The organism is Blastococcus sp. KM273129 (assembly GCF_021698995.1).
GTDB lineage: Bacteria > Actinomycetota > Actinomycetes > Mycobacteriales > Geodermatophilaceae > Blastococcus.
On the sequence record NZ_SSXB01000001.1, the window covers coordinates 84,054 to 96,657 of the forward strand.

Annotated in this window: 12 protein-coding genes; 9 read left to right on the forward strand and 3 right to left on the reverse strand. The window is 71.2% G+C overall.

Annotation, left to right across the window (positions count from 1 at the left end; genetic code table 11):
• Positions 1-27 precede the first annotated feature (27 nt).
• The gene (locus tag E9565_RS00415) at positions 28-1,890 is read left to right on the forward strand and encodes a GAF domain-containing SpoIIE family protein phosphatase (protein ID WP_236833780.1); all 1,863 of its coding nucleotides are present in this window, start codon (positions 28-30) and stop codon (positions 1,888-1,890) included.
• A 351-nt stretch (positions 1,891-2,241) separates the two neighbouring features.
• Here the strand turns inward: E9565_RS00415 and E9565_RS00420 are convergent, their stop codons facing one another.
• From E9565_RS00420 to E9565_RS00430, 3 genes are all read right to left on the reverse strand, one after another.
• Positions 2,242-2,709: an ATP-binding protein gene (locus E9565_RS00420; RefSeq protein WP_236833782.1), complete on the reverse strand. Its 468-nt coding sequence runs from the start codon at positions 2,707-2,709 to the stop codon at positions 2,242-2,244.
• A 324-nt stretch (positions 2,710-3,033) separates the two neighbouring features.
• Positions 3,034-3,714: a GAF and ANTAR domain-containing protein gene (locus E9565_RS00425; RefSeq protein WP_236833783.1), complete on the reverse strand. Its 681-nt coding sequence runs from the start codon at positions 3,712-3,714 to the stop codon at positions 3,034-3,036.
• A gap of 345 nt (positions 3,715-4,059) precedes the next feature.
• On the reverse strand, positions 4,060-5,391 hold the full coding sequence (locus E9565_RS00430) for a PP2C family protein-serine/threonine phosphatase (protein WP_236833785.1): 1,332 nt from the start codon (positions 5,389-5,391) through the stop codon (positions 4,060-4,062).
• A gap of 169 nt (positions 5,392-5,560) precedes the next feature.
• Here E9565_RS00430 and E9565_RS00435 point away from each other — a divergent pair, with 169 nt between their 5' ends.
• The 8 genes from E9565_RS00435 (at position 5,561) to E9565_RS00475 (ending at position 12,604) form a co-directional block, all read left to right on the forward strand.
• Positions 5,561-5,725, forward strand: a complete 165-nt coding sequence (locus tag E9565_RS00435) for a hypothetical protein (RefSeq protein WP_236833787.1) — start codon at positions 5,561-5,563, stop codon at positions 5,723-5,725.
• Between the two features lie 938 nt (positions 5,726-6,663).
• Positions 6,664-7,350, forward strand: a complete 687-nt coding sequence (locus E9565_RS00440; RefSeq protein WP_236833789.1) for an HdeD family acid-resistance protein — start codon at positions 6,664-6,666, stop codon at positions 7,348-7,350.
• A gap of 160 nt (positions 7,351-7,510) precedes the next feature.
• The gene (locus tag E9565_RS00445; RefSeq protein WP_236833790.1) at positions 7,511-8,032 is read left to right on the forward strand and encodes an Hsp20/alpha crystallin family protein; all 522 of its coding nucleotides are present in this window, start codon (positions 7,511-7,513) and stop codon (positions 8,030-8,032) included.
• A gap of 157 nt (positions 8,033-8,189) precedes the next feature.
• The gene (locus E9565_RS00450; protein ID WP_236833792.1) at positions 8,190-8,579 is read left to right on the forward strand and encodes a hypothetical protein; all 390 of its coding nucleotides are present in this window, start codon (positions 8,190-8,192) and stop codon (positions 8,577-8,579) included.
• 99 nt (positions 8,580-8,678) lie between these two features.
• Positions 8,679-10,568, forward strand: coding sequence for a molecular chaperone DnaK (gene dnaK, locus E9565_RS00455; RefSeq protein WP_236833794.1), 1,890 nt, complete (start codon positions 8,679-8,681; stop codon positions 10,566-10,568).
• A 10-nt stretch (positions 10,569-10,578) separates the two neighbouring features.
• On the forward strand, positions 10,579-11,199 hold the full coding sequence (locus E9565_RS00460) for a nucleotide exchange factor GrpE (protein WP_236833796.1): 621 nt from the start codon (positions 10,579-10,581) through the stop codon (positions 11,197-11,199).
• Positions 11,199-12,245 carry a DnaJ C-terminal domain-containing protein gene (locus tag E9565_RS22865; RefSeq protein WP_304505865.1) on the forward strand — a complete coding sequence of 349 codons (1,047 nt, stop codon included), beginning with the start codon at positions 11,199-11,201 and terminating at the stop codon, positions 12,243-12,245. The genes E9565_RS00460 and E9565_RS22865 overlap by 1 nt, the downstream gene beginning before the upstream one ends.
• The gene (locus tag E9565_RS00475) at positions 12,242-12,604 is read left to right on the forward strand and encodes a chaperone modulator CbpM (protein ID WP_236833797.1); all 363 of its coding nucleotides are present in this window, start codon (positions 12,242-12,244) and stop codon (positions 12,602-12,604) included. Before E9565_RS22865 ends, E9565_RS00475 begins: the two co-directional genes overlap by 4 nt.

Sequence of the window (12,604 nt, forward strand, 5' to 3'; positions counted from 1 at the left end):
CAAGGCCGCCTGCACCGGACGCAGCCGGTGAGCGAATCAGCGGAGCTCGAAGCGAGCCTGCTGAGACTCACCTCGTTGAGTCCCCGCAAGCCCAGCCAGCGGGCCGACGCGAATCTCGCGCGGGCGGCTTCACCGGTGCTGTTCGAGACCCTGGCGTCGCTGCACGCAGGGCTGACCTCGCGGCAGATCTTGGAGCGCGTCGTGCACGCGAGCCGTCAGTTGGTCGACGCCCGCTTCGCCGCCCTGGGCATCGCCGGCCCGGACGGCACCCTCGTCGAGTTCATCCACGAGGGGATGGACGCCGAAGACACCCTGCTCATCGGCCGGCCCCCGCAAGGGTTGGGCCTGCTGGGCGATCTGCTGTCGGCCACCGACCCGGTCCGCGTCGTGGACGTGGCGGCCCACCCCAACAGCGTCGGCCTTCCGGCGGGCCATCCGCCGATGCGCACCTTCCTCGGTGTGCCCATCCGGGCCGGCCAGCAGCCGATCGGCTCGCTGTACCTGGCCAACAAGCGCGGCGACGCCGTGTTCACCGTCGCCGACGAACAGAACGCGCAGGCACTGGCCGGAATCGCCGCGGCGGCGGTGATGAATGCCCGGGCCACGGAAGCCACGCGTCGCCAGCAGCGCGCGGTGGAGGCCCTGCACGGCATGTCCAGCGCCCTGCTCCGCGGAGCTCCGGTCGACGCAGTGCTGCACCTGCTTGCTCAGCACGCCAAGGACCTTGCCGGTGCCGACGCCACCTCGGTCACCGTGACCGACCGGCGCCGCACCAGGCTGACCGTGCGGGCCCACGCCGGCGACCTCGGCACCGAGTTCGTCGGCGCCTCCTTTCCCCATGCCGGCACCGTGCAGGGCCGGGTGGTGTCGAGCGGGCAGACCGCGGTGCTGGCCGATCTCGCCAGCGGCGCGGAGACCGCAGGCCCCCTGGGCGACGCGGTGGCCCTGGGACCGTGGATGTCGATCCCGCTACGGGCCGCCGGCCAACCCTTCGGCGTGTTGTCCTTGGGGCGGCTGCGCGGCCGGCAGCCCTTCGATGCCGCCGACACCGCGCTGGTGGAGGCGTTCGGCTCCCAGGCCAGCGTCGCCATCCAGTATGGCCAGGCCCACCACCGGGTGGCCGTGGTCGCTGACACCCTGCGCGCCAGCCTGCAACCCCAGGCGCTCCCCGTGATCAGCGGAGTCGATCTAGCCGCCCACTACTGGCCGCAGACCGACGACGTCGGAGGTGACCTCTACGACGTCTTCCCCCTGCCCGACACCGGCCCGCAGCGTCCTCGCTGGGCGTTCGCCATCGGGGACGTCACCGGATCCGGGCCGCAGGCGGCCACCTGGACGGCGCTCATCCGGCACACCCTGCAGACCGCGGCGATGATCGACGCCGACCCGGTGCGGGTGATGCGGCTGCTCAACCGCAGGTTGGTGCACAGCACCGATGAGCATCGTCTTTGCACCGCGGTCTTCGGTCTGCTGTCGCCAACCGGCAAGCAGGTCGACGTGTGCCTCGTGCGTGCCGGCCATCCCTATCCCCTCCTGGTGCGGGCGGACGGTTCGGTGCGGCCACTGCAGCCGCGGGGGCCGCTGCTAGGCCTCACCGACGAGCCGCACTTCAGCGCCCTCACCGTCACGCTGGACCCGGGGGATGCACTGGTGCTCTACACCGATGGGGTCACCGAGGCCCGCGCCGGTCAGGAACAGTTCGGATTGCAGCGCCTGATCGACACCGTTGGGTGCGCGGCCGGCCAGCCAGCCGCAGCCCTGGTAACCGCGATCGACACCGCCGTGCACGCCTTCGCCGACACCCCGATCGACGACCTCGCCATCCTCGTTCTGTCGGCCGACCCCGCGGGGGGAGCGCGTCGTTTACCCCCGTTGCCCGATCTGGCCTAGCCCCAGGGCCTGTCCTGCGGATCATGCGCGCCGCCGACCCGCGCCGAGTCCGCGCCGGAGGAGGCTTCCGCGGCAGCAGAAGGCCGGGCCTCGCCCGGTGGCGTACCGCGAACCCCGAAACGGATGCTCTCTGCCGCACACCGGGCAAGGCCACAGAGGTGTAGCCCAAATCAGCACCAACCGAAACCCGTCAGCGCCGCCATCGCCGCCGGTGAAGGAGTTAGACGAGGGACAACCTCGCGCGGCGCCATTGGTCAGCGTCGGCCGTCGCTCCCCTCGGGCAGCGACCCACGGGGTGTAGAGGCGACCGAGTCGCCCGGAGGTGTATGGGTCTGCCTCTGGTCAGGACCGTCATCGACGGCTGGGCGCTTGCGTGCGGGTGTAGTCCAGGCGCGCCCAGACCACTTTCCCGCCGTCATCGAGCGGCTCCCAGCCGTGGGCGCCGCTGAGGCTGGCGACTAGGTCGAGACCAAGGCCCCCGAGTGCCGGGTCGCGCTCATCGTCCGTCGTCGGAGGCCTGCTCCCGGCCTGGTCGGTGACTTCGAGCAACCAGGAGTGCCCGGTGGCCGTCACGCGGGCCCGCACGGGTGACTGGCCGTGGCGCACGGCGTTGCTGACCAGTTCCTCGAACGCCAGCAGCAGCCGCTCGACGGCGTCCTCGGTGGCCGCCGGGGGGCGCGCCCCGTCGTGGACGGCGGCACTGAGCCCACGCCTACCGGCGGTGATGTCCGCCGGCCGGGTCGGATTCCAATGACCAAGGAGGTGCGCCTGCGGCCCGTGAGGCGGCACCGCGCGCAACACCCACTCCAGCCGCGTCATACCCGTTCCTTTCGAGCAGCGGCTACTGATGCCCCGAGGCCGGTTCGGCAAGGCGCGTCTACGGCTCAGTCGCCACCCGAAGCAGGACGCGGAACCTCCCCTCATCCGCGCCGGAGACGACGCTACGCCCGGCATCGGGCTCCGTCGAACTCCGGCAGCGGATCGCAGCGGCCCTCAACGCCCGACTGCAAGGCCGATCGACAGACCGACCAGCAGGCCGTCAGACGCGGCGAGGTCCGTGCTCGCGAGGGCCGGTCCGGGCCGATCATGTCGATGGCGCGGTCGAGGTTCGGGAAGTTGAGCGGTCGAGGTTCGGGAAGTTGATCAGTGTCGACCCTCGGAGGTGAGGACGCCGGTCTGCGTGAGGTTCGCGGCAACCTCGATCAGTTTGCGGTTGGTGTCCTGGCTGGCCTTCGCGAGCACGGCGAACGCCTGATCTTCGGTGATCTTGTACCGCTCCATGAGCACGCCCTTGGCCTGACCGATCACATCCCGGCTGGCCATTCCCAGTTCCAGACTGTTGATCTTCTGCGCCTGAGCGAGCGCGACGGCGGTGTGGCTGGCGTACAGCAGCCCGATGCGCTCGGACTCGTCGGTGAACGCCCGCGGATGGCGGGACAGGACGTTGAGCGCGCCCAGGTCATCTCCATGCACGAACAACTGGAAGCACAGCATGCTCCGCAAGCCCAGTTCAGCGGCTCGGCGACCCAGATCAGGCCAGCGCTGGTCTGTAGCCAGGTCGTCGACCCGCACAGTCTCGTGCTCGTACATGGCATCCATGCATGGACCTTGACGGGTCTGCTGTTGCAGGTCGTCAAAGAGCCTTGCCAGATTGCCGGTGGCCACCGCCGAGACCACGCGGCGGCGCGCCTGCACCAGGCTGATCGTCGCCTCCTCGGCGCCTGGAACGGTGCCCGCGACCGAGGCGACAATGAGATCCAGCACCGCCGGGGCATCCGCCTGCGACTGCATCTCCCGCGCCAGATCGGCCAGCCGCTGCGACAAGTCATCGCGAACCGCATCGCCGCCCGCAGAACCCGAGGGTCGCCCTCGACTCCCGGATGGCTCGGGTGTTGCCGTACCCATGTCACCACCCTGGCACGGCCGACACCCCTCTCCCAGAGGGCCGACGCAAGGCGGCCCCACGCGCCGAACGCTTAGACGCGCGGGGCCTAACCCGTCGCCGCGCCATGGCACCACGAGGGGCTGCGATGAGCGCACCATAAAGCCGCGGGCACTACCAAGAGCGGTATCCCAGCCGAGCGGACCATCGAGAAAGCGACATGAGCCGATGCGCGCTGCCCACCACAGACAAGATCGTCAGGACGGGCACTAGTCGCGCCTCGGTGGTCACCGCCCCTCGCCGGTTCCGTCCCCGGGGACGGAACCGCGCCAGCCCGCCCGCAGCGTCTCGACGAGATTGACGGCCAGTTCGTCATCCCGCGGCGGCCCCTTGTACTCGATGAGCAGCAGGCTGGCGTCGTCGCTGGTCCGGCCGTAGCGGGCGGCCATGAGCGCGTGGGAGAGGCGACGGACGCTCTCGGCGACCGGAAGCCGGTCGCCGCTGGTGCGCTCCAGGATGTGGCGCAGGCGGGCTTCGCCGAACTGCTCGCCGCCCTCCAGGCGTTCCTCCACAACGCCGTCGGTGAACACCAGCACCCGGTCACCGGGCTGCAAGTGCGCCGCCATCACTTGGGCGCGCGCGCCACCGAAGCCGATCGGGCGGGTGGTGGTGCCGGTCAGCTCGCCGATCACCCGCCCGTTGCGCACCCACAGCGGCGCGGGATGCCCCGCGTTGATCCAGGTCAGCTCGCCCCGTTCGATGTCCAGCTCGCCGATCTGGGCGGTGGTGAATCGGCCGGGAAAGGTCTCGGCGACGATCCGGTCCATGGACGCGTACAGCTCCGGCAGTCCCGCGCCGCTCAGGCGCCCATGGCGGTACGCGGCGATGACCACTGTGGCCATCGTGGCCGCCTCCAGGCCGTGACCCATCGCGTCGAACATCCCGAAGTGCAGGACATGCTCGTTCATCGCGTAGTCGAAGCTGTCGCCACCCACCTGGTAGGCCGGTTCCAGGATGCCGGCGAGCTCCACGTCCGGGTTGGTCATGGTCAACGGCGGCAACGCCCGCCGCAGCAGGTGAGCAGCCAGGCTCATCGGCTGCGCGGTGCGGAACCGAGCGAAGGTGTCGGTGTACCCGGACTTGGTCACGATCAAGTCGGCCACCAGGCCGGCCAGCCGTCTCGCCAGCCGCCGGTCGGCGTCATTGACGGCCGGTAGCCGCAAGGACAGGACGCCGATCCGGTCGGAGCCGTCCAGCATCGGCAGATACATCCGCACCGCACCACCGGCGAGGTCCTCCTCCACCGGGGTGTCGGTGGTGAAGGCGCGCCCGGCCAGACTGCTGTCGATCAGGACCCGACCTCCGACCAAGCCCTCGCCCTGCAGCGGCTGCAGGTGCACCTGGTCGTAGTCCTGCAGGTGAATGGCGACGTCGCTGCCGCCGATCGCCTCGATCTCCTGCGCCACCAGCGGGCCCACCAGCCGCGGCGGAATCAAGTGCGCCCGGTCCAGCAACGAGCCCAGCAGCGCCTCGCCCATGCTCTCTGCCGTCGGCTGCCTCACCACCCCGCTGCGGAACCCAATCGGCTCAGAGGCATCCATCGTGGCGTCAGCAGGCATAGCACGATCATGAACGCCGGCGACCAGCGGCAAACCCGCCGCTCGTCTGGTGCTAAACGTCGCGGGGCCGCCAGGCACCGGCTGTGTTTAGCCGCCAATGTCGCGGAACAGAAGTGTGACGCCTGCGCTGCACCGCAGGCGTCGGTGTCAGGCGGATCAGGGAGAAGGCATGCTGGTCTGGTTGATCGGCACGGTGTTGGGCTTCCTCGCGCTCAACGCGCTTGTCATCGTGCTCGGCGCGGCCTCGACCGCCCGCTACGAGGAGGAACGTCGCGACCTGGCGCGGCTCAGCGCCGGCCACGGTGAACGCGACATTTTGGTTGCCGAGGCCTGAACCCCGGCCCGGCCACACGCCTCGGCAACTGTCACCGACTGCCGCCAGCTGCGGCCCGTCGACCGGCCGCGCCGCCCCTCGGCCAAGGAATGGCGGCCTCGGTGAGCGAGGGCCGGCAGTGCTCGTGCGACTCCTGCGGCAGGTCCGGAGCTCTTGGACATGACTGAATCGCTGTGGCCTCGCCAACCGCCTCCCGCCCCGGGCGAAGATGCGACCACGTTGGGGCGCTGGCGGGCAGAGACCCTGCAGCAGCTGACCAGGTTCCGTCAGCATCTGGCGGCGGTGTTGCACACGGCGGCACGACCGTCCGCTGCTGATGAGGGTGCGGTGGAGCGGCTACTGCTCGTCTTCGAGGAGCTCGGCTCCAACGCACTGCGGCACGGCCGCCCTGCCGTCGCCATCGAACTAATCGACTCCGCCGCCGGTTGGCTGCTGACGGTGAGCGACGCGGCAGTCGAGTCCCGCCGGTGCCGGCGGTCGGTCGCGACGCCGCCGCGGCGGTCTCGGGCTGTACCTGGTGGGTCGCGTCAGCGACGCCCACGGGTGGACGGTCGCCGGCAAGTACAGGGTGGCCTGGGCGCGGATCGACTACCGCTCCGCCGAGGGGTCGTCCGGCCGCCCGGTGCGCCCTCCTCCGCCGCAGCCTCGAAGCCAGTAGCCGCAGCCTCAACCTCAGCGGGGCGAGCGCAGGTATCGGCGCACCGCGGGCTGCTCGCAGCGCGACGTTTCGCCACGACGACTCCAGACGCGTTCAGCGACGCCGGGCCCCGCATGCAGACAACCGCCTGCAGGCGCGGCGCTGCCGCCGACCGCGCGGCGCACCACCGACCACTCAAAACTTTCTTGGCTGTTAGAGGGAATCTACGTTAGCCACTGCAGGTTCTGGGTAGTGCGTGAGCACCACGACAGGGTTTGAGAGGAGTCACGAGGAGGTCGCGGTGGCAGGGCGACTCGTACTGCCATCTCGGAGCAACACCGGGCTGTGGGCGCGTCCGCGGTCCGTCGATGTCGGCGCAGCCACCGGTCGGCACAGCCAACAGCACCAGCGCTCCGCCCGGCTCGACCATCACGCCGCCACGGTGCTGGCGCGGGGCGGCCTGGCGCTGCTGTTCGCACTGCCGACGCTGCTGTGGCCGAATCCCACCGTTCAAGGGCTGACCATCGCCTTCGCGCTGTACGCGGTCCTAGCCGCCGCCGGCATGGTGGGCACCGCCGTCACCGACGCCACGGACCCGCACCAACCCCGAGGGGCATACCTCGTGGCCGGGCTCGTCAGTGCGCTGGCCGGACTCACGAGCCTACTGTGGCCACAGATCACCGAACTCACGTTGGCCATGGTGATCGGCGCATGGGCCATCGCCGTCGGCCTGCTGGAGATGACCGCAGCCCTCGCCCATCTGTTGGAAGAGCCGCCCGCACGGAGGAAGCGTCGGGCACGCACCGGGGAGTGGCTGCTCGCGGTCGCCGGCATCACCTCGATCGTCGTCGGCATCGTGGTGTTGCTGCGACCGGAGGCCTCAGCCGCCGCACAGGCCACGGAGCTGGGCGTCTACGCCTTGATCTCCGCGGCTGTGCTGCTGGTCGCCGGATGGTGCCTGCACGCTGACCCGTCACCGCGGAGGTGAACGCATCGATGTCCGCGACGGCCTTCGCCGGGACGCAGCGGTCCCGTCCACTGCTCGGCGACATGCAGCCTCCCGAGCGCGTCACAGGCTTCGTGCCCGCGCGGGGCGTGGGCACGAACTCACCACACACCACCCACAACCGTCAGGAAGGAGAGCGATCATGAGCGTCACGCGTTTCGACCCCTTCGGTGACCCCTTCCGGGGTCTTGACCGGCTGACCAGCCAGCTGGTGTCGGGCCGGCGGACGCCGATGGGCATGCCGATGGACGTCTGGCAGGCCGACGACGGCTACCACGTCGCGCTCGACCTGCCGGGTGTCGATCCGGGCAGCGTGGAGATCACCTCGGAGCGCAACATGCTCACCGTCCGCGCCGAGCGCCGCGCGGAGTACGAGGAGGGCCACAACGTCCTGCTCGCCGAGCGCCCGCAGGGCAGCTTCACCCGCCAGCTGCAGGTCAGTGACGCGCTGGACACCGGCAAGGTGACGGCCACCTACAACAACGGCGTGCTGGTGCTGACCATCCCGGTGGCGGAGTCGGCTCAGCCGCGCCGCATCGAGGTGCAGACCGGCGGGGGACAGCAGCAGCTGTCGGCCGGTAACGGTCAGAGCGGCAACGAGCAGTCCGGCGGCCAGTCTGGTGCCGGCGCCGAGGCCGGCAGCAAGAGCCGCCAGAAGAGCTGAGCGGCGCGGTGGGCGGTGCGTGAGCCCGCGGCGGGCGCACCGCCCACCCCCCCGACATCCCAAGCAAGGCAGCGGCGGGGCAGAACCAGCGTGCACCCTCCTCCCCGCCGCTCATCCACGAGAGCAGCACCGCGACGGCGAGCGGAGGTGACATGAGGTGCTCAAGGAACTGGCGGTGGAGCGCTACCGCTTCACCTGCGCCGGCTGCGGGCACACCTGGAGCGCCGACTACGACGTGCAGCACGTCGAGGACGGGCATGGACTGACCTGGGAGTACCACTCCCTCAACGGCATCCCGGTGACGTCCCCGACCGCGCCCGGCTCACTGAGCTGTCCTCGTTGTGGCGCGACCTGGATCCACTTCGAGCTCGTGGCAGTGCGCCCGGTGCCGATCGCCGACCTCGCCCACGGGCAGACGGACCCCGACCGTCCTCGCCAGCGGCTGGACGCCGACCGGCAGGCGGCCCGCCGTCAGGCGCCGCTGCTGTCCGGTGAGCAGCTCGTGTTCGGCGAGACGGTTCCCGGCGTGCCCACTGCCGAGCCCTGATCTCGCACCCGCATCAGCGGTGCACGCCTTCCACATCCCTACGAACATCCCTACGAACTCACTCACTTGGCTTCCTAGCGAGCACGACAGGAGGTTGAGATGGCAAAGGCGGTCGGTATCGACCTGGGCACCACCAACTCGGTCATCGCGGTGACCGAGGCCGGCAAGCCCACCGTCATCGCCAACGCCGAGGGGTCGCGCACGACCCCGTCGGTGGTGGCGTTCACCGAGTCCGGGGAGCGGCTGGTCGGCCAGCTCGCCCGGCGGCAGGCGATTCTGAACTCCAAGGGCACGATCTCCTCTGCCAAGCGGTTCATCGGCCGCCGGTATGAGGAGGTGGCCAGCGAGAAGGACGCGGTCACGTTCGACGTCGTCCCCGGGCCCGAGGGCGCGGTGCGGTTCGACGTCCGCGGCAAGCAGTACGCCCCGGAGGAGATCTCGGCCCAGGTGCTGCGCAAGCTGGTCGAGGACGCGTCCAAGTACTTGGGCGAGAAGATCACCGAGGCGGTGATCACCGTGCCGGCGTACTTCAACGACGCGCAGCGGCAGGCCACCCGTGACGCCGGGCGGATCGCCGGGCTGAACGTGCTGCGGATCGTCAACGAGCCCACTGCGGCGGCGCTGGCCTACGGCCTGGACAAGAAGACCAACGAGACGGTGATGGTGTTCGACCTCGGCGGTGGCACCTTCGACGTCAGCCTGCTCGACGTCGGCGACGGTGTCGTGGAGGTGCGGGCGACCGCCGGTGATGGGCACCTGGGTGGTGACGACTTCGACCGGCGGATCGTCGACCACCTGGCCGAGGAGTTCCAGCGGGCCGAGGGCATCGACCTGCGCAAGGACCCGCAGGCGCTGCAGCGGCTGTTCGAGGCCGCGGAGAAGGCCAAGGTCGAGCTGTCGACGGTCACCCAGACCACGGTGAACCTGCCGTTCATCACCGCCGACGCCAACGGCCCCAAGCACCTGAACACCACGCTGATGCGGTCGACGTTCGAGAAGATCACCGCAGACCTGGTGGAGCGGTGCATGGGCCCGGTGCAGCAGGCGATGGCCGACGCCAAGGTGACCGCCAACGACATCGACGAGGTCATCCTGGTCGGCGGCTCCACCCGGATCCCGGCGGTACAGCAACTGGTGCGCCGGCTGACCGGCGGCAAGGACCCGAACATGTCGGTCAACCCCGACGAGGTCGTCGCGCTGGGCGCAGCGCTGCAGGCCGCGGTCATCAAGGGCGAGGTCAAGGACGTCCTGCTGCTCGACGTCACCCCGCTGTCTCTCGGTGTGGAGACGATGGGCGGGGTGATGACCAAGGTCATCGAGCGCAACACCACCATCCCGGCCCGCCGCTCGGAGGTCTTCTCCACCGCCGAGGACAATCAGCCCGCCGTCGACATCGTGGTGCTGCAGGGCGAGCGCGAGCGGGCCAGCGACAACCGGGTACTGGGCCGGTTCCGGCTGGAGGACATCCGTCCGGCGCCGCGCGGGGTGCCGCAGGTCGAGGTCACCTTCGACATCGACGCCAACGGCATCCTGAACGTCACCGCGAAGGACAAGGACACCGGCAAGCAGCAGCAGATCACCATCAGCGAGTCCTCCAACCTGGACAAGGCCGAGGTGGAGCGGATGGTGGCCGACGCCCAGCAGCACTCCGCTGAGGACGCCCGGCTGCGCGAGCTGGTCGAGGCCCGCAACACCCTGGACTCGGCGGCCTACCAGGTGGAGCGGCGGCTGGGCGAGCTCGGCGACGCGGTGCCGGTGCACGAGAAGGCCCGCGCGGAGATGCTGGTCGCCGACGCCCGGCAGGCGGTCAAGGACGACACCGCGCCGATCGACCGGCTGCGGTCGCTGACCGGTGAGCTGCAGCAGATCTTCCACGGCATGGCCGCCGGCTCGTCTGGTGGAACCGGCCCTGCCTCCGGTGGCGGACCGTCGTCCTCGGCCGGGTCCGATGACGACGACGTGATCGATGCTGAGGTCGTCAACGAGTGAGGTGAGCACGATGGCCGACCAGGACATTCGCCCGGCCCGGCCCGACCCGTCCACCTCCGGGCCCCGCGCCACCGGCGCCGCCGGCGGCGCGGGGCCGCAGGACGGCGACGCGCACCTGCCGGTGACGGAGGTGCAGGAGCAGATCGCCGACCTGGAGCGGCAGGTGGCCGAGCTGCAGGACCGGTGGCGGCGGGCGGTGGCCGACCTGGACAACCTGCGCAAGCGCTACGAGCGTGACGCCGCGGCCCAGCGCGCCCGGGAGCGGGCGCAGGTCGCTGCCGCGTGGCTGCCGGTGGTCGATCATCTGGAGCTGGCCCTGGCGCACGCCACCGCCAGCCCGGCGTCGATCATCGACGGGGTGCGCGGTGTCCGCGACCAGGCGCTGGCCGTGCTGGCCGGGCTGGGCTATCCGCGGCGCGAGGACGTGGGCGCGACGTTCGATCCGGCCCGGCACGAGGCGGTGGCCGCCACTCCGACCCACGCGGCGCCGGCCGGCACGGTGCTGGAGGTGGTGCGTCCCGGCTACGGGGAGGGCGAGCAGCAGCTGCGTCCGGCGGCCGTGGTCGTCGCCGCCCGGCCCGAGAACCCCGACGAGGCTAATGACGTGCGGCCGGATGCGGGAGCGCGGTGATGGCCGACCGGGACTACTACGCAGCCCTGGGCGTGGCGCGCGGCGCCAGCGCCGAGGAGATCCAGCGGGCCTACCGCAAGCTGGCCCGTCAGTACCACCCCGACGTCAACAAGGACCCCGGCGCGGAGGAGAAGTTCAAGGAGGTCTCCGAGGCCTACGACGTCCTCTCCGATCCGGAGACACGGCGGCGCTATGACGCCTTCGGTCCGGACTTCCGTCAGGTGCCCGAGGGCATGGATGCCGAGACCTGGCGGCGGGCCCGCGCCGGCGCGACCGCCGGCGCCGGTGCCCGGCCCGGGCCGGGCTGGTCATCGGGCTGGCCCGGCGGCGCCGACGGCGAGCAGGTCTTCGTCGGCGGCACCGGCTTCGGCTCCGGCGGGTTCGACACCGGCTTCGGGGAGGGCATCGACCTCGATGACCTGCTCGGCGGCATGTTCGGTGGCCGGGCGGCCGGCGCCCGCAGCGCCGGTCGCGCCCGGCGCGACTGGGGCCGCGTCGCCGGCGCCGACCAGGAAGCCGAGGTGCAGCTGACCGTCGAGGACGCCGTCCGCGGCGGCCGCCGGTCGCTCACGCTCTCCGGCCCGGACGGGCCGCGGACCCTGGAGGTCAACATCCCCGCCGGGGTGACCGACGGCCAGCGGATCCGGCTGGCCGGGCAGGGCGGAGCCGGCAGTGGCGGCGCACCGGCTGGCGACCTGTACCTGGTCGTCCGGCTGGCGCCCCACCCCCGCTACCGGGTGGAGGGCCGCGACCTCTACGTCGACCTGCCGCTGGCGCCGTGGGAGGCGGCGCTGGGCACGTCGGTTGCGGTCGACACCCCCGGCGGGGAGGCGAAGGTCAAGGTGCCGGCCGGCACCTCCAGCGGGCGGCGGCTGCGGCTGCGGCACCGGGGGCTGCCCAACCCGCGTGGGGAAGCGGGTGACCTCTACGCCGAGGCGCGGATCGTCGTGCCGCACCGGCTGAGCGAGAAGGAGCGCAGCCTGTTTGCCGAGCTGGCCGCGGCCTCGACGTTCGACGCGCGCAGGCAGGCCAGGAGGTCGAGATGAGGTACGCCCTCGTGCGCCGGAGCCGGGCGCCGCTGCTGGAGCTCGACTCGTTCGCGACCCGGGCGCGGCTGCACCCGGACCTGGTGCGCCGGCTGGTCGCGCTCGGACTCCTGGAGGCCGAGCGCGACGCGGGCGGCCGGCTGTGGCTGGCGCCGACGGAGCTGGCGACGGTCGCGCGAATCCAGCGGCTACGGGCCGGGTTTTCGCTGAACTACGCCGCTGTCGGCCTGGTCCTCGATCTGCTCGACCGCATCGAGGAGCTGCAGACCGCGCTGCGGCGCGCCGGCCCGGCGGCCGGCAGGACAACTACGCACAGCACAACAGATCAGACCACGACACGGAAGTTCATCGGAGGCTGA

What these genes read in the sequence shown, in the direction of transcription:
- E9565_RS00420 (WP_236833782.1), bottom strand. Translation starts at nt 2,709, where the DNA reads ATGACGCGGCTGGAGTGGGTGTTGCGCGCGGTGCCGCCTCACGGGCCG.
- E9565_RS00430 (WP_236833785.1), bottom strand. Translation starts at nt 5,391, where the DNA reads ATGCCTGCTGACGCCACGATGGATGCCTCTGAGCCGATTGGGTTCCGC.
- E9565_RS00435 (WP_236833787.1), top strand. Translation starts at nt 5,561, where the DNA reads ATGCTGGTCTGGTTGATCGGCACGGTGTTGGGCTTCCTCGCGCTCAAC.
- E9565_RS00445 (WP_236833790.1), top strand. Translation starts at nt 7,511, where the DNA reads ATGAGCGTCACGCGTTTCGACCCCTTCGGTGACCCCTTCCGGGGTCTT.
- dnaK (WP_236833794.1), top strand. Translation starts at nt 8,679, where the DNA reads ATGGCAAAGGCGGTCGGTATCGACCTGGGCACCACCAACTCGGTCATC.
- E9565_RS00460 (WP_236833796.1), top strand. Translation starts at nt 10,579, where the DNA reads ATGGCCGACCAGGACATTCGCCCGGCCCGGCCCGACCCGTCCACCTCC.
- E9565_RS22865 (WP_304505865.1), top strand. Translation starts at nt 11,199, where the DNA reads ATGGCCGACCGGGACTACTACGCAGCCCTGGGCGTGGCGCGCGGCGCC.
- E9565_RS00475 (WP_236833797.1), top strand. Translation starts at nt 12,242, where the DNA reads ATGAGGTACGCCCTCGTGCGCCGGAGCCGGGCGCCGCTGCTGGAGCTC.